Source organism: Enterobacter sp. 50793107, assembly GCF_001463365.1.
In the GTDB taxonomy this organism is placed as follows: domain Bacteria; phylum Pseudomonadota; class Gammaproteobacteria; order Enterobacterales; family Enterobacteriaceae; genus Enterobacter; species Enterobacter cloacae.
Genome location: NZ_LNII01000039.1, coordinates 18,496 through 34,890, shown reverse-complemented (window position 1 = coordinate 34,890; position 16,395 = coordinate 18,496). Strand labels below are relative to the sequence as shown.

Sequence of the window (16,395 nt, the reverse complement as noted above, 5' to 3'; positions counted from 1 at the left end):
TCAGTGCTTAAGCACCCACGCCTCTTTCCAGTGTGAACCGGTGCCCGGCTCAAACTGGGTCGCATACTTGCTCCACTGCACGCAGTAGCCGCTGTACGGGAAAGGCTTACACTGGTAGGTCTTACCGTCTTTTGGCTGCAGCACCACAGTGCCTGCTTTGTACGACGCGATGTTATCCGGGAAGATGTAATCATGCTGACCGGTGCTGTTGTCCGCCGCGGCTTCCTCTTCCAGCATCAGGTTCAGCACATCCTGCGCAAACAGCGTGCCGTCTTTATTGGTGGCGTAGTACTTCAGCATGTGGTGACCCGCCTCAACGCCGGTCAGCGTCAGGGTGACGTCCTGATTCACGTTATTCATCTCCTGCTTCAGGTACCCTTTTTCCGCCCCGTGATGGTTCATGACGTGGGCTTCGAAATCGACGTTACCGTGGGTATTCACATGGAAGGTGACGGTCGCATTGCCGTTCTCGATTTTGCTGTAGTGCAAATTGCTGACGGCGATGGTTTCATTGACCTCTGCCTTCTGCTCTTCGTACGAAATCGCAACGGACTGCAGGGCGCTGCCCTCTTTGACGAATACGCTGTTCGCGCCATGGACCGGGCTAATCTCGCCGCCCTCATCCTTCACGCCGACGCGAATGTCCTGGTGCGCGGTGTTAATTTTCTGCGCCAGATCGTACGACCACTGGTTGGCATCCCCCTGCGCGGCCGTGGCGATCGTTATTTCCGTGCGCAAGGACGTCACTTCACCGTGCGCATCGAAGAAGCGGGCAATGACCTTATCGCCGACGTTCAGGTTATTTCCCGCAATCTGGCCGCTGAGGACCTTGCTCCACTCTGATTCGATACCGGCACCGTCATCCGGGGTAACATTGCCGCCGTTACCAAAATCAACGTCAATGGCCTGGTAGAAACTGTTCGAGGTATCCGCTATTTCCCAGACGCCATAAATCACCTGGTAACCCGTTCGCGCAGGTACATTACAGGTCATGGCTTTGCGCATCGCGGGGGCCTGGCCATTTCCATTCACGGTACAGAACGGGGTTAATTCAAACTGATCGCGGGTCAGGGGTTTATTCGGATCCCAGTTTTGTTTGGTGATGTAGTAACGCCAGTTGGTGGTTTTGTGCGGCGCGGTGTGATACCAGACAAACTCATGCGGGCCGGCGGTCATGGGGCTTTTCGTCCACGCGTTCAGGCTCTGTTTATCCAGCTGGGAGTAATTCGCAATCCCCGCGCTGGCAAGCTGGCCGTCTGGCGGCATCGCACCGCCCGGGAAGCCGGAGGTTTTCTCCACGCTCTGCGGTTCATACTGAACGGAGCCACAGTCAATGTTTTGACCGAGCTTGCACATATAAGCGCGGCTGGCAGGAGACTCAATATATCCGTGCGCTAAAGCGGATGAGGCAACGGTCAGGGTCGCCATCGCAAGGGCAATCTTTGATAATTTCATTGTTAGTCCATTAATAATAAATACGCAGGGTGATGTTATTAATGGCGGGTGGGGAAGGTCATGCTGTGGTGAGAGGAAAAATAACCAAAAAAAATGGACAGCCGAAGCCGCCCATTCTCTGCTGCTATCAATCAGCGACGTACGGCAATCGCTTCGATTTCAATTTTCACGTCTTTTGGCAGACGAGCCACTTCCACGCAGGAGCGCGCCGGGAAAGAGGCGTTATGCTCGGTGAAGAACGCTTCATAAGTGGCGTTAACGGTGGCGAAATCGTTCAGATCTTTCACGAAAACGGTGGTTTTCACGATGTCGCCCACTTTCAGGCCTGCGGATTCCACGATCGCCTGCACGTTTTCCAGCGACTGACGTGCCTGCGCCGCTACGTCGGCTGGCACTTCACCGGTCTTCGGGTTCACCGGGATCTGGCCAGAGGTAATAATCATGCTACCCAGATCAACGCCCTGAACGTATGGGCCGATAGCCGCTGGTGCATTTTCCGTCGCGAGTACTTTGGTCATGATTTCTCCAGAATAACAGCTGATTTAAGAGTCCCGGCCATTATAGGGAGGCCGGGATCCTTTACCAACCTCAATTAGTTGGCCAGCACCACATAATGAGAAAACTCTTTTTCGCAGTATTTGCATTTGAGTGCGATGTCATCGGCGCGTTTTTTCACTGCGAAGCTGGAGGAGACCGGCTCCGCGTGGCTGATGCAGTTGCTGTTCGGGCAAACCAGCACGCTCTCAATCCGCTCCGGCAGGCTTGGGCGTGATTTGCCCACCACGTCGTAATTGTCGATGCGGTTAACGGTGGCGTCCGGCGCGTACAGCGACAGCTGGTTAACCTGCTCGTCGGTCAGGAAAGTATTCTCGATCTTGATCAGGTCCTTGCGGCCCATTTCGCCTGACGGCAGATTCAGGCCGATGGTGATGCGCTGGTCGGTTTCGGTCAGTTTAAACAGCGTCAGCAGCTTAAAGCCGACCTGCGCAGGGATGTGGTCAATCACGGTGCCACGTTTGATGGCTTCAACCTGGAGTTTGTTATCGTGTGTCATTGTCGTTTCCCCTTACAGAGCCAATTCGCGATTCAGAACCAGTGCCAGTAACGCCTGGCGGGCGAAGATGCCGTTTCCGGCCTGCTGGAAGTACCAGGCGTGCGGCGTTTTATCCACGTCTGTGGTGATCTCATCGATGCGCGGCAGCGGGTGCAGCACCTTCATGTTGTCGCGCGCGCCCTCGAGGTCGCTGGCGCGCAGCACAAACTGCGCCTTCACGTTGGCGTACTCGGACGGATCCAGACGCTCTTTCTGCACGCGGGTCATATACAGAATATCCACGTTGCCCATCACCTCTTCGATGCTGGCGTGCAGGCTCCACGGAATGCCTTTTTCATCCAGCATGTCGAGAATGTACTGTGGCATCGCCAGCGCGTCCGGGGCGATGAAGAAGAAGCGGTTGCCGTTGAATTTCGCCAGCGCCTGGGTCAGGGAGTGAACCGTGCGGCCATATTTCAGGTCACCTACCATGGCGATGTTCAGGTTTTCCAGACGGCCCTGGGTCTCCTGAATGGTGAACAGATCCAGCAGGGTCTGCGTCGGATGCTGGTTGGCACCGTCACCGGCGTTCAGCACCGGAATACCGCCGGAGAACTCGGTCGCCAGACGGGCCGCGCCCTCCTGCGGGTGACGCATTACAATCGCGTCAACGTAGGTGCTAATCACTGAAATGGTATCCGCCAGGGTTTCGCCTTTTTTACCCAGCGACGTGTTGCTGCTGTCTGAGAAGCCCACCACGCTCGCGCCCAGGCGGTGCATGGAGGTTTCAAAGGAGAGGCGCGTGCGGGTCGAGGCTTCAAAGAAGCAGCTCGCAATCACCTTGTGCTTCAGCAGCTCCGGTTGCGGATTGGCCTTCAGTTTTGCCGCGGTTTCCAGAACCAGTTCCAGCTCTTCGCGGCTGAGGTCGTTTATGGAAATGATGTGTTTTTGATAAAGCGGATTCATGTTTATCTCCTGACGCCGGGCAAAAAAAAGCCCCTCAAATGAGGGGCTCTGGGAATAGGTTTAGCAACGGGAAGAAAAACGGCAGGCCAGCGTCTGATTTCAGACGCGGTAAGACGTTATGTCGAACACGCTTGACCATGCTTCCTCCCGGCAAATTGTCGGGCATTATACGCACCCCGATGTCCGGATCAAGCAATTTAATGCACGCTTTACTTAATACAAACGGTTCTTTGTGAATATTAATGCGTTCTGAGTAAATAATTAATTTGCTTATGCACCAGCGCGGTACGTTTCACCACCCGGGGGGCGACCCAGACAATACTGCTTCCGGCAACCACGCCTAAAATTTCCGGTAACTGGTGATAATCCAGAATGCGCGCCACCGCGCGGCCATATCCGGCCACGGTATGAATAAGGATAAATTCGCTATTATGCTCCACGCTGACCACCATTTCGGAAACTGTACGTGCGGCGTCGGGGGCAGGGCGCAGAAGAGGATTCAACGAATAAATCTTTAGCCCTTTGGCATTTCGAATTTTTATGACACCAAGCAACTTGAGCAGACGTGAAACGGTGGACTGGCTGATGGTCTCAAAACCACGCTCCTGCAAATCGCGGCGAATCTCTTCCTGGGAGAGATAGCTCTTTTCTGCGATCAGGCGCTGACAGACCGTCAGCTGTAGCTGTTCTTTTGGAGAGTAATCACCATATTCCGTCATAACTATTTCCCATGTAAGTGGCTGAAACAAAACGCCCGGTGGCGCTACGCTTACCGGGCCTACAACGTCAAAACATCACAATACTGCCCCCAGGCTTAACGCCACCATGATCACCACCGTGAGTATCCCCAGCAGCGGCGCCACCCATTTCAAGTAGCGCACATAGGGCACGCGGGCGATAGCCAGCCCGCCCATAACCACCGCGGAGGTGGGCGTCACCAGGTTAACGATACCGGAGGCTGACTGGTAAGCCGTGACTACCAGGTCGCGGTTGACGTTAGCGAAATCGGCAAGCGGTGCCATGATCGGCATCGTCAGAACGGCCAGGCCGGATGAAGAAGGCACAAGAAACGACAGCACCACTTCCAGCCAGTACATCACGTTGATAAACGCCACCGTGGATAACCCGCTGACCAGCCCTTCCGCGCTGTGCAAAATGGTGTGGGTAATCATGCCCTTATCCATGATGACTACGATACCGCGGGCGATGCCGATAATCAGCGCGACGCCCAGCAAATCTCGTGCGCCGTTGATAAACGTTGAGGTCAGCTCCTCTTCGCTCATGCGGGCGATAAGCCCCACGATAATGGCGCTGGCGAGAAACACCGCCGAGATCTCCGCCATCCACCAGCCCAGCACCGCCACGCCGTAAATCATCACCGCGAAGGCGAGGGCGAAAATGACCAGGATGATTTTGCGTACCGGGGTAAATTCCAGCGTCTGTGCGTCTTTGTTACCGAGGAAATGGGCGCGGTTCTCTTCCTGTTTGTCTGCAACGATGGAAAGAGACGGATCCTGGCGCACCTTACGGGCGTAACGCATTACCCATGCCACGCAGATGATCCAGCCGATGACCAGCAGCGCCACGCGCAGGGCGATCCCGTTGGTGAAGGGGATCCCGGCGGCGTTGGCGGCGATCACCGTGGCGAAGGGGTTGATGGTAGAGCCGAGCGTGCCGATCCCCGCGCCGAGCAACACGGTGGAGGCCGCAACAACCGGATCAAAACGGGCGGCCAGCATCACCGGCACCAGCAGGGTGTAGAACGGCAGTGACTCTTCGGCCATGCCGTAGATGGTGCCGCCTGCGGCGAACAGCGCCATCAGGATCGGGATCATCCACTCTTCACGCCCGCGTAATCGCGTGGTGACGCGCTCGATCCCGGCGTCGATCGCCCCGGTTTTGGTGACGATCCCGAGAAATCCCCCGATGATCAGAATAAACAGCGCTACGTCGATCGCCCCGGCCTGGCCGGACTCCGGATCGTACAGCCCGGCAATGGGAGCCATCAGTACGGAAACCAGCCCCTGCGGGTGGGCCGCCACGTGCGCGTAGGTCCCGGCAACCGGCACGTCCTTGCCGAGCGCCTCGTTCATTGCCATATGGTACTGTCCGGCCGGAATAATCCACGTCAGCACGGCCACGACGGCAATCAGAAAAAAGAGAATGGTGTAAGCGGAGGGAAACTTAAACTTGCCCATGATGTTCTCCTGAACCCCGGCGCACCCCGTGGCGCGCCGGGCGGTGATTAGTCGCCGAGTGTCGCCACCATGACGGCTTTTATGGTGTGCATACGGTTTTCTGCTTCGTCGAAGACAATAGAGTTTGGTGATTCAAAGACCTCTTCCGTCACCTCCAGCCCTTTCAGGCCGTAGGCCATCTCAATTTCGCGGCCCACTTTGGTGTGTTCGTTGTGAAACGCCGGCAGGCAGTGCATAAACTTGACGTTCGGGTTGCCGGTGGCCTTCATCACCTGCGCATTGATTTGATACGGCTTCATCAGGCTGACGCGCTCGGCCCAGGCTTCCTTCGGCTCTCCCATGGAGACCCACACGTCGGTGTAGAGGAAATCGGCTCCCTGCACACCTTCTTCTACGTCGTCGGTAAGGGTGATGCGTGCGCCCGTTTCTTTGGCGATGGCGCGGCACTGCTCAACCAGCCCCGCTTCCGGCCAGAAGGACTTTGGTGCCACCAGGCGGATATCCATCCCCATCTTGGCCGCACCGACCATCAGCGAGTTGCCCATGTTGTTGCGCGCGTCGCCCAGATAGGCAAAGCTCAGCTCCGGCAGGGTTTTGCCCGGCGAGTGCTCCAGCATGGTCATCAGATCGGCGAGGATTTGAGTGGGGTGGAACTCGTCAGTCAGGCCGTTCCATACCGGCACACCCGCGTACTCGCCCAGCTCTTCGACGATGGCCTGGCCGTAGCCGCGATACTCGATGCCGTCATACATGCGGCCCAGCACGCGGGCGGTGTCTTTCATCGACTCTTTATGACCAATCTGCGAGCCGCTTGGGCCGAGGTAGGTGACCTGCGCGCCCTGGTCAAATGCGCCCACTTCAAAGGCGCAGCGGGTGCGGGTGGAGGTTTTCTCAAAAATCAGGGCGATGTTTTTCCCGACCAGGGTTTGCTTTTCACGTCCGGCTTTTTTGGCGGCCTTCAGTTCGATGGCGAGGTCGATCAGGTACTGGATCTCCGCCGGGGTATAGTCCAGCAGTTTGAGGAAGTTGCGGTTTTTCAGGTTGATGGTCATGTGGGAAATCCTTTTTAAAATTTTGCGGTCTGGTGCCCTCACCCCGGCCCTCTCCCACGGGGAGAGGGAGAGTCGGGTGAGGGGGAAGTTATTCAGTTACGAATCAACGTGCCTTTCTCGCCCGCGAGGATCTCCGCGCCGTCAGCCAGCGCGCCGATCCCGGCAATCCCGTTGCAGGCCTCAACAAATTCGCGGCAGGCGGCCACTTTCGGCCCCATTGAACCGGCGTCGAACGCCATGCCCTTGAGCAGTTCCGGCGTCACCTGTGCCAGCGGACGCTGGGTTGGTTTGCCCCAGTCGAGGTACACCGCGTCGGCATCGGTGAGGATCAGCAGGGCATCCGCCTCAATCTGGCGCGCCAGCAGGGCGGCGGAGAGGTCTTTGTCGATCACCGCCTCAATGCCGTGATAGCCATTGGCGTTTTCCACCACCGGCACGCCGCCACCGCCGTTGCAAATTACCAGGTGGTCGCGCTGGATTAGCGCCGCGATGGCATCGCTCTCAACGATGCGTTTCGGCTGCGGAGAGGGCACCACGCGGCGGAAGTAGCTGCCGTCGGCCTTGAACACCCAGCCTTTCTCTGCCTGTAGCGTTTTTGCCTGGGCTTCGCTGTAGACCGGGCCGATGTACTTGGTCGGGTTGCTGAAGGCCGGGTCGGCGGCGTCCACCTCCACCTGGGTGAGCAGGACGCTCACCTCGCGCTGGGGCAGGCTGTTTTTCAGCGCCTGCTGGAGCATGTAGCCGATCATCCCCTGGCTTTCGGCACCGAGAACGTCCAGCGGGTAGGGGGCGACTTTGTCGTAGGCGCTGTTCTGCAACGCCAGCAGCCCGACCTGCGGCCCGTTGCCGTGCACCAGCACCACGCGCCACTGCTCCGTCAGCCCGGCGATGGTTCGGGCCGCGAGATCGATGTTTTTACGCTGGATCTCGGCTTCTAGCGGTTCGCCGCGTTTGAGCAATGCGTTGCCGCCCAGGGCCACAACCAGAGTGGGTTTTCGTTCCATAGTGGCTCCTTAAATTCCGTCGCGTTCCAGTGGGCAGCTCATGCAGCGCGCGCCGCCGCGACCGCGTCCCAGTTCGTCGCCCGGGATAGGCAGCACGGTGATCCCCGCTTTGTCGTATTTCTCGTTGGTCCAGACGTTGCGCTCGTAGCCGATCACCACGCCCGGGCGGATGGTGAGCACGTTGTTGGCGTCGTTCCACTGCTCGCGTTCAGCTTCAAAGGCGTCGCCGCCGGTGGTGATCAGGCGTACCTGATTAATACCGAGCGCTTTCTCGATGGCGTGCAGCAGGTCGGTTTCCTGGGTGCGCAGCAGGCCGCCGCGTCCGTCCGGGGTGAGCGTCCAGCACTGGGCGTCTTTACGCACCACTTCCGGGTAGACGGAGAAGGTGTCCACGTCGATGTGGGTCATGACGGTGTCGAGGTGCATGCAGGAGCGGTGTTTTGGCAGCTCAACGGCAATCACGCGCTCGGCCTGGCGATGTTTAAACAGGCTGTTAGCGAGGAACTCCACGCCCTGCGGGGTGGTGCGTTCAGACATGCCAATTAATACCGCACCGCGGCCAATCACTAATACGTCGCCGCCTTCCAGGGTGGCGTGGTCATAATTAATATTCTCGTCGCCGAAATACTTAATAAATTCGCCATCGGCGAATGCCGGGTGCCAGCGATATATGGCTCGCAGGTTATTGGTTTCACGCTGGCGGGCCGGTTTGGCCATCGGGTTAATGGAGACGCCGTTATAAATCCAGCACGAGGTATCGCGGGTAAATAAATGGTTTGGCAGCGGCTTCATAATAAAATCATTCGCCGTGTGGGTATCCACCACCATATTTTTAATCGCCGCCGGAATTTCACCGTAGGTTAATCCGCCGCTCAGTCTGCGCGCCAGTTCCCGGTGCGGCATATCTGCCAGCCAGCCGCGCACGTCGCTGGCAAAGGTTGGGCCGAGGCGGTAGTCGGAGATTTGCGTCTCCAGCAGCCAGGCTTTCGCCTCTGCAATATCAAGCGTTTGAGTGAGAAGGTCGGTCAACAGCAGGACTTCCACACCCTGCTCGCGCAGCGTGTTTGCGAAAATGTCATGCTCCTCACCCGCCCGCTCAACCGAGAGCACATCATCAAATAACAGCTCCTTACAGTTTGATGGCGTTAAGCGTTTAAGACTTAAATTTGGGCGGTGCAGCATCACGCTACGCAATTGACCAATTTCAGAACCGACATAATGCTTTTCCATAATTATTCCTTTAACTGTTTTTCAGAATAAAAAGGGCATGCGCCATATTCGTGTAATGATATGGCGGCTAAGCTCAATTGATTTCGTGGTCAATAGTAGGCGCTTAAATAAACCGTATTGTGATGTTGCTCACGTGAAATTAGGTATTGAGTGGTTTGTTTTCATTTGCATGATTCGCATCAGATAATGATTAATTTGATATTATTAGCCGGTGAATAGCTAAGCAGGATCCGTTGGCATTATTTGAGGTTGTTATTATTTTGTAGAATTTAATGTTTTGACATATTTAGTTATGATATTGATTTTAAATGATTTTATTTTATGTGCAGAATGACTATGCACAATAGCCAATTAACTATTTTTGACTTAAGAAAAATCAATAAATAATTATGGAATTTAATAGCAAATAATCAAAATGATAAAGTGTGAAGCTGGCGCGAGTTTTATGATGAAGGCAGTACAATCAGTGAGTTAGCGACACGGCATCGTCACGACGCGCTGAGGTTATGCATAACAACTGCATAAATGCCTGTGAGGGATTAACAGCAGATTAACACCTTTCCCGATAAACATGCGTTCGCGCAACTCTCCGCGAAAAAGGGCTGGTATGGCAGTTTGAATTCTCGTATAAAAGATAAAAATGAAACGGTGTTTTATTATGAGGGTTTAATTATGATTATCGGCAACATCCACCATCTGCAAGCCTGGCTACCGGAACCCCTGCGTCAGGCCATCGAGCACGTTAAAGCCCACGTCACCGACGCCACCCTGCCGGGCAAACACGACATCAACGGCAACAACCTGTTTTATCTGGTCTCCGAAGACATGACCCAGCCGTTTGCCGAGCGCCGCGCGGAGTACCATGCGCGCTATCTGGACATTCAGATTGTGCTCAAAGGGCAGGAAGGGATGACGTTCAGTACCTTGCCACACGGCACGCCGGACACCGACTGGCTGGCGGATAAAGACATCGCGTTCCTGCCGGAAGGCGAGCAGGAGAAAACCGTGGTGCTGAGCGAAGGGGATTTCGTGGTGTTCTGGCCGGGTGAAGTACATAAGCCGCTGTGCGCGGTGGGGGCGCCTGCTAAGGTCAGGAAAGTGGTTGTTAAGATGTTGGTGGAGTAATTTCCCCTCACCCCGGCCCTCTCCCCGTGGGAGAGGGCCGGGGTGAGGGCACCAGACCGCACCCACGCAATATGTGATCCAGCTTAAACTTCCCACACTCCCTCCTCATCTCTCATTTACCTGTGCTTTTTCTGCGTCATAGTATGATCGTTAAATTAATGAACGCCGTTCTATAATGTAGAACAAAATAATTCAGCAAGGAGATCTCATGCCGCAGTCCGCGTTGTTCACGGGAATCATTCCCCCTGTCTCCACCATTTTTACCGCCGATGGCCAGCTTGATAAGCAGGGCACCGCCGCGCTGATCGACGATCTGATCGCGGCAGGCGTTGACGGCCTGTTCTTCCTGGGCAGCGGCGGTGAGTTCTCCCAGCTCAGCGCCGAAGAGCGTAAAACCATTGCCCGCTTTGCTATCAATCATGTCGATCGTCGTGTGCCGGTGCTGATCGGCACCGGCGGCACCAACGCCCGGGAAACCATTGAACTGAGCCAGCACGCCCAGCAGGCGGGGGCGGACGGTATCGTGGTGATCAACCCCTACTACTGGAAGGTGTCTGAAGCGAACCTGATCCGCTATTTCGAGCAGGTGGCCGACAGCGTCACGCTGCCGGTGATCCTCTATAACTTCCCGGCGCTGACCGGGCAGGATCTGACGCCGGCGCTGGTGAAAACCCTGGCCGACTCGCGCAGCAACATCGTCGGCATTAAAGACACCATCGACTCCGTGGCCCATCTGCGCAGCATGATCCACACCGTCAAAGCCGCCCATCCGCACTTCACCGTGCTGTGCGGCTACGACGATCATCTGTTTAATACCCTGCTGCTCGGCGGCGATGGGGCGATCTCGGCCAGCGGCAACTTTGCTCCGCAGGTGTCGGTGAATCTTCTGAAAGCCTGGCGGGATAAAGACGTGGCGAAAGCGGCTGAGTATCATCAGACCTTACTGCAAATACCGCAGATGTATCAGCTGGATACGCCGTTTGTGAACGTCATTAAAGAGGCGATTGTGCTCTGCGGCCGCCCGATTTCTACCCACGTGCTGCCGCCCGCCTTTGCGCTGGACGAGCCGCGTAAGGCGCAGCTGAAAACCCTGCTGCAACAGCTCAAGCTCTGCTGAGTCGGACGATAACCATGACCATCGAGAAAATTTTCACCCCGCAGGATGATGCGTTTTATGCCGTCATCACCCATGCGGCGGGGCCGCAGGGCGCGCTGCCGCTGACTCCGCAGATGTTGATGGAATCCCCCAGCGGCAACCTGTTCGGCATGACCCAGAACGCCGGGATGGGGTGGGACGCCAACAAGCTGACCGGCAAAGAGGTGCTGATTATTGGCACTCAGGGCGGCATCCGCGCCGGTGACGGACGGCCGGTTGCGCTGGGCTACCACACCGGGCACTGGGAGATCGGCATGCAGATGCAGGCCGCGGCGAAGGAGATCACCCGCAACGGCGGGATCCCGTTTGCGGCCTTCGTCAGCGATCCGTGCGACGGGCGCTCGCAGGGCACACACGGGATGTTCGACTCCCTGCCGTACCGCAACGATGCGGCGATTGTGTTTCGTCGTCTGATTCGCTCCCTGCCGACGCGCCGGGCGGTCATTGGCGTGGCGACCTGCGATAAAGGGCTGCCTGCCACCATGATTGCGCTGGCCTCGATGCACAATCTTCCGACCATTCTGGTGCCGGGCGGGGCGACGCTGCCACCGACCGTGGGCGAAGACGCGGGCAAGGTGCAGACCATCGGCGCGCGCTTCGCCAACCATGAACTCTCCCTGCAGGAGGCCGCCGAGCTGGGCTGTCGCGCCTGCGCGTCGCCGGGCGGCGGATGTCAGTTCCTCGGCACGGCGGGCACCTCGCAGGTGGTGGCCGAAGCGCTGGGTCTGGCGCTGCCGCACTCCGCGCTGGCGCCGTCCGGGCAGGCGGTGTGGCTGGAAATTGCCCGCCAGTCGGCGCGGGCGGTGAGCGAGCTGGATAACCGCGGCATCACCACGCGCGATATCCTCACCGATAAAGCCATCGAAAACGCCATGGTGATCCACGCGGCGTTCGGCGGCTCCACCAATTTACTGCTGCACATCCCGGCCATCGCCCACGCGGCGGGCTGCACGATCCCGGACGTAGAACACTGGACACGCGTCAACCGCAGGGTGCCGCGCCTGGTCAGCGTGCTGCCCAACGGCCCGGACTATCACCCGACCGTGCGCGCCTTCCTTGCGGGTGGCGTGCCGGAGGTGATGCTCCACCTGCGCGATCTCGGTCTGCTGCACCTGGATGCCATGACCGTCACCGGCCAGACGGTGGGCGAGAACCTCGACTGGTGGCAGGCGTCCGAGCGCCGTAAGCGCTTCCGCCAGTGCCTGCGCGAGCAGGATGGCGTGGATCCGGATGATGTGATCCTCCCGCCGGAGAAGGCAAAAGCGAGAGGGCTGACCTCGACGGTCTGCTTCCCGACGGGCAACATCGCGCCGGAAGGATCGGTGATCAAGGCCACGGCCATTGACCCGTCGGTGGTGGGTGACGATGGCGTTTACCGTCATACGGGCCGGGCGAGGGTGTTTGTCTCGGAAGCTCAGGCCATTAAGGCCATCAAGCAGGAAGAGATTAAACAGGGCGATATCATGGTGGTGATCGGCGGCGGGCCGTCCGGTACCGGCATGGAAGAGACCTACCAGCTCACCTCTGCGCTGAAGCATATCTCGTGGGGCAAGACGGTGTCGTTAATCACCGATGCGCGCTTCTCGGGGGTGTCGACGGGCGCCTGCTTCGGCCACGTGTCGCCGGAAGCGCTGGCAGGCGGGCCGATTGGCAAGCTGCGCGACAACGACATCATTGAGATTGCCGTGGATCGCCTGACCCTGACGGGCAGCGTCAACTTTATCGGCACCGCAGAAAACCCGCTGACGCCGGAAGAGGGCGCGCGCGAGCTGGCAGTAAGACAGACGCACCCGGACCTGCACGCTCATGACTTTTTGCCGGACGATACCCGCCTGTGGGCGGCATTACAGTCGGTGAGCGGCGGCACCTGGAAAGGCTGTATTTATGACACCGATAAAATTATCGAGGTAATTAACGCCGGTAAAAAAGCACTCGGACTTTAATTATTTTCTGAGCGATACCGTCTACGGGAAATAACCCGTGGACGGTTTTCGCGTATCTGAAATTTATCAATTTAAACAATGTTTTGCGATATATCGGTGGCGTCACAAAAGCAAAATATCGTAATTCGGAAATAAGATATGACCATTGCTGGTTAATTGAGCAGCTCATTACACTCCATTAACACGATGTTGTGAAATCAGCATACGAAAATAAAGGTGCGATGATGATGCAATTAACCATGAAAGATAAAATTGGCTACGGGCTGGGTGACACCGCCTGCGGCTTTGTCTGGCAGGCCACTATGTTCCTGCTGGCCTACTTTTATACCGACGTGTTTGGCCTGTCGGCGGGCATTATGGGCACGCTGTTTTTGGTCTCCCGCGTGCTCGACGCCGTGACCGACCCGCTGATGGGGCTGCTGGTGGACCGCACCCGCACGCGCTACGGCCAGTTCCGCCCGTTCCTGCTGTGGGGGGCGATCCCGTTTGGCATCGTCTGCATGCTGACCTTCTACACGCCGGATTTCTCTGCGCAGGGCAAAATCATCTACGCCTGCGTAACCTACATTCTGCTGACCCTGGTTTACACCTTCGTTAACGTGCCGTACTGCGCCATGCCGGGCGTGATTACCGCCGACCCGAAAGAGCGTCACGCCCTGCAGTCGTGGCGTTTCTTCCTGGCGGCGGCGGGCTCGCTTGCCATTAGCGGCATCGCGCTGCCGCTGGTGAGCATCATCGGCAAAGGGGACGAGCAGGTGGGCTATTTCGGCGCCATGTGCGTGCTGGGGCTGACCGGCGTGGTGCTGCTCTACGTCTGCTTCTTTACCACCAAAGAGCGCTACACCTTTGAGGTTCAGCCGGGCTCGTCGGTGGCGAAAGACCTTAAGCTGCTGCTGGGCAACGGCCAGTGGCGGATCATGTGCGCGTTCAAGATGATGGCGACCTGCTCCAACGTGGTACGCGGCGGGGCGACGCTTTACTTCGTCAAATACGTGATGGATCACCCGGAGATGGCGACCCAGTTTTTACTCTACGGCAGCCTCGCCACCATGTTCGGCTCGCTCTGCTCCTCCCGTCTGCTGGGCCGCTTTGACCGGGTAAAAGCCTTCAAGTGGATCATCGTCGCCTACTCGCTGATCAGCCTGCTGATTTTCGTCACCCCGGCGGAGCATATTGCCTTGATTTTCGCCCTCAACATCCTGTTCCTGTTCGTCTTCAACACCACCACGCCGCTGCAGTGGCTGATGGCCTCTGACGTGGTGGATTACGAGGAGAGCCGCAGCGGGCGACGCCTCGACGGGCTGGTGTTCTCCACCTATCTGTTCAGCCTGAAGATTGGCCTGGCGATTGGCGGGGCGGTGGTGGGCTGGATCCTCGCGTATGTCAACTACTCCGCCAGCAGCAGCGTGCAGCCGGTGGAGGTGCTGACCACCATCAAAATTCTGTTCTGCGTGGTGCCGGTGGTGCTCTACGTGGGCATGTTCATCATGCTGTCGTTCTATAAGCTCACCGATGCCCGCGTGGAGGCCATCAGCCAGCAGCTGATCAAGCACCGCGCGGCACAGGGCGAGGCCGTTCCCGACGCTGCGACAGCCGCATCCCATTAACCGGAGGCAATATGGAAATCACCAACCCAATACTCACCGGCTTCAACCCGGACCCGTCTTTATGCCGTCAGGGCGAGGACTACTACATCGCCACTTCGACCTTCGAGTGGTTCCCGGGCGTGCGCATCTATCACTCCCGTGACCTGAAAAACTGGTCGCTGGTCAGCACCCCGCTGGACCGCGTGTCGATGCTGGACATGAAGGGCAACCCGGACTCCGGCGGCATCTGGGCACCGTGCCTGAGCTATGCCGACGGCAAATTCTGGCTGCTCTACACCGACGTAAAGATTGTCGACTCGCCGTGGAAAAATGGCCGTAACTTCCTGGTCACTGCGCCGTCCATCGAGGGGCCGTGGAGCGAGCCGATCCCGATGGGCAACGGCGGGTTTGACCCGTCCTTGTTCCACGACGACGATGGCCGCAAGTACTACCTCTACCGTCCGTGGGGGCCGCGCCACCACAGCAACCCGCACAACACCATTGTGATGCAGGAATTCGATCCGCAGACCGGCACCCTCTCGCCCGAGCGCAAAACGCTGTTTACCGGCACGCCGCTCTGCTACACCGAAGGCGCTCACCTGTATCGCCACGCGGGATGGTACTACCTGATGGTGGCCGAAGGCGGCACCAGCTACGAGCACGCGGTTGTGGTGCTGCGTTCAAAAACCATCGACGGGCCGTACGAGCTGCACCCGGAGGTGACGATGATGACCAGCTGGCACCTGCCGGAGAACCCGCTGCAGAAGAGCGGCCACGGCTCGCTGCTGCAGACCCACACCGGAGAGTGGTACATGGCCTACCTAACCAGCCGCCCGCTGCGCCTGCCCGGCGTGCCGCTGCTGGCCTCCGGCGGACGCGGCTACTGTCCGCTGGGCCGCGAGACCGGTATCGCCCGCATTGAATGGCGCGACGGCTGGCCATACGTGGAAGGCGGCAAGCACGCGCAACTAGCCGTGAAAGGCCCGCAGGTGCCGGAACAGCCTGCATCCGTTCAGGGCAACTGGCGGGAGGACTTTGACGGCAGTACGCTTGACCCGGAACTGCAGACCCTGCGCATCCCGTTCGACGACACTCTCGGCTCACTCACCGCGCGTCCCGGCTATTTACGGCTCTACGGCAACGACTCGCTCAACTCGACCTTTACCCAGTCGACCGTGGCGCGCCGCTGGCAGCACTTCGCCTTCCGCTCCGAAACACGGATGCAGTTCTCGCCGGTTCACTTCCAGCAAAGCGCCGGACTGACCTGCTACTACAACAGTAAAAACTGGAGCTACTGCTTTGTGGACTACGAGGAGGGGAAGGGGAGAACCATCAAGGTTATTCAACTCGACCACAATGTGCCGTCATGGCCGCTGCATGAGCAGCCGATTCCGGTGCCGGAGAGTGCGGAGAGCGTCTGGCTGCGGGTGGATGTGGATACGCTGGTCTACCGCTACAGCTACTCGTTTGACGGCGAGACGTGGCACACCGTGCCGGTAACGTATGAGGCGTGGAAGCTGTCGGACGACTACATCGGCGGGCGCGGTTTCTTCACCGGCGCGTTTGTGGGGCTGCACTGCGAGGACATCAGCGGCGACGGCTGCCACGCGGACTTCGACTACTTCACCTACGAGCCGGTTTAACGGC

15 protein-coding genes are annotated in these 16,395 nt (G+C 58.0%); 5 read left to right on the top strand and 10 right to left on the bottom strand.

The features are described from left to right. The 10 genes from gbpA to arcA all read right to left on the bottom strand — a co-directional run bounded on the left by gbpA (nt 1) and on the right by arcA (nt 8,938). A complete protein-coding gene (gene gbpA, locus APU11_RS05405; RefSeq protein WP_038418565.1) occupies nt 1–1,455 on the bottom strand; it encodes an N-acetylglucosamine-binding protein GbpA in 1,455 nt (484 codons plus the stop codon). A gap of 131 nt (nt 1,456–1,586) precedes the next feature. Next, nucleotides 1,587–1,973 carry a 2-iminobutanoate/2-iminopropanoate deaminase gene (gene ridA, locus APU11_RS05400; protein WP_006810315.1) on the bottom strand — a complete coding sequence of 129 codons (387 nt, stop codon included), beginning with the start codon at nt 1,971–1,973 and terminating at the stop codon, nt 1,587–1,589. Nucleotides 1,974–2,047: 74 nt separating this feature from the next. After that, nucleotides 2,048–2,509, bottom strand: a complete 462-nt coding sequence (pyrI, locus tag APU11_RS05395) for an aspartate carbamoyltransferase regulatory subunit (protein ID WP_013095364.1) — start codon at nt 2,507–2,509, stop codon at nt 2,048–2,050. A gap of 12 nt (nt 2,510–2,521) precedes the next feature. Next, nucleotides 2,522–3,454, bottom strand: coding sequence for an aspartate carbamoyltransferase (gene pyrB, locus APU11_RS05390; protein WP_014830458.1), 933 nt, complete (start codon nt 3,452–3,454; stop codon nt 2,522–2,524). A 34-nt stretch (nt 3,455–3,488) separates the two neighbouring features. Further along, nucleotides 3,489–3,593, bottom strand: a complete 105-nt coding sequence (locus APU11_RS26545) for a pyrBI operon leader peptide (protein WP_022646880.1) — start codon at nt 3,591–3,593, stop codon at nt 3,489–3,491. Between the two features lie 100 nt (nt 3,594–3,693). After that, nucleotides 3,694–4,173 carry an ArgR family transcriptional regulator gene (locus APU11_RS05385; RefSeq protein WP_013095367.1) on the bottom strand — a complete coding sequence of 160 codons (480 nt, stop codon included), beginning with the start codon at nt 4,171–4,173 and terminating at the stop codon, nt 3,694–3,696. 75 nt (nt 4,174–4,248) lie between these two features. Continuing rightward, nucleotides 4,249–5,652, bottom strand: coding sequence for a YfcC family protein (locus tag APU11_RS05380; RefSeq protein WP_029883481.1), 1,404 nt, complete (start codon nt 5,650–5,652; stop codon nt 4,249–4,251). Between the two features lie 47 nt (nt 5,653–5,699). Further along, nucleotides 5,700–6,704, bottom strand: a complete 1,005-nt coding sequence (gene argF, locus APU11_RS05375) for an ornithine carbamoyltransferase (protein ID WP_013095369.1) — start codon at nt 6,702–6,704, stop codon at nt 5,700–5,702. 92 nt (nt 6,705–6,796) lie between these two features. Next, the gene (locus APU11_RS05370; protein WP_013095370.1) at nt 6,797–7,708 is read right to left on the bottom strand and encodes a carbamate kinase; all 912 of its coding nucleotides are present in this window, start codon (nt 7,706–7,708) and stop codon (nt 6,797–6,799) included. Between the two features lie 9 nt (nt 7,709–7,717). Further along, nucleotides 7,718–8,938, bottom strand: coding sequence for an arginine deiminase (gene arcA, locus APU11_RS05365; protein ID WP_058651165.1), 1,221 nt, complete (start codon nt 8,936–8,938; stop codon nt 7,718–7,720). A 672-nt stretch (nt 8,939–9,610) separates the two neighbouring features. Between arcA and APU11_RS05360 the strand changes: the two genes are divergently transcribed. From APU11_RS05360 to APU11_RS05340, 5 genes are all read left to right on the top strand, one after another. Continuing rightward, nucleotides 9,611–10,063: a YhcH/YjgK/YiaL family protein gene (locus APU11_RS05360; RefSeq protein WP_058651186.1), complete on the top strand. Its 453-nt coding sequence runs from the start codon at nt 9,611–9,613 to the stop codon at nt 10,061–10,063. A 208-nt stretch (nt 10,064–10,271) separates the two neighbouring features. Then, the gene (gene yagE, locus APU11_RS05355) at nt 10,272–11,180 is read left to right on the top strand and encodes a 2-keto-3-deoxygluconate aldolase (RefSeq protein ID WP_058651164.1); all 909 of its coding nucleotides are present in this window, start codon (nt 10,272–10,274) and stop codon (nt 11,178–11,180) included. A gap of 14 nt (nt 11,181–11,194) precedes the next feature. Then, nucleotides 11,195–13,162, top strand: coding sequence for a xylonate dehydratase YagF (yagF, locus tag APU11_RS05350; RefSeq protein WP_058651163.1), 1,968 nt, complete (start codon nt 11,195–11,197; stop codon nt 13,160–13,162). Nucleotides 13,163–13,386: 224 nt separating this feature from the next. Beyond that, entirely contained in the window at nt 13,387–14,769 is a 1,383-nt protein-coding gene (locus tag APU11_RS05345) for an MFS transporter (protein ID WP_013095375.1), read from the top strand. A gap of 11 nt (nt 14,770–14,780) precedes the next feature. Continuing rightward, on the top strand, nt 14,781–16,391 hold the full coding sequence (locus APU11_RS05340) for a glycoside hydrolase family 43 protein (RefSeq protein WP_058651162.1): 1,611 nt from the start codon (nt 14,781–14,783) through the stop codon (nt 16,389–16,391). Nucleotides 16,392–16,395 lie beyond the last annotated feature (4 nt).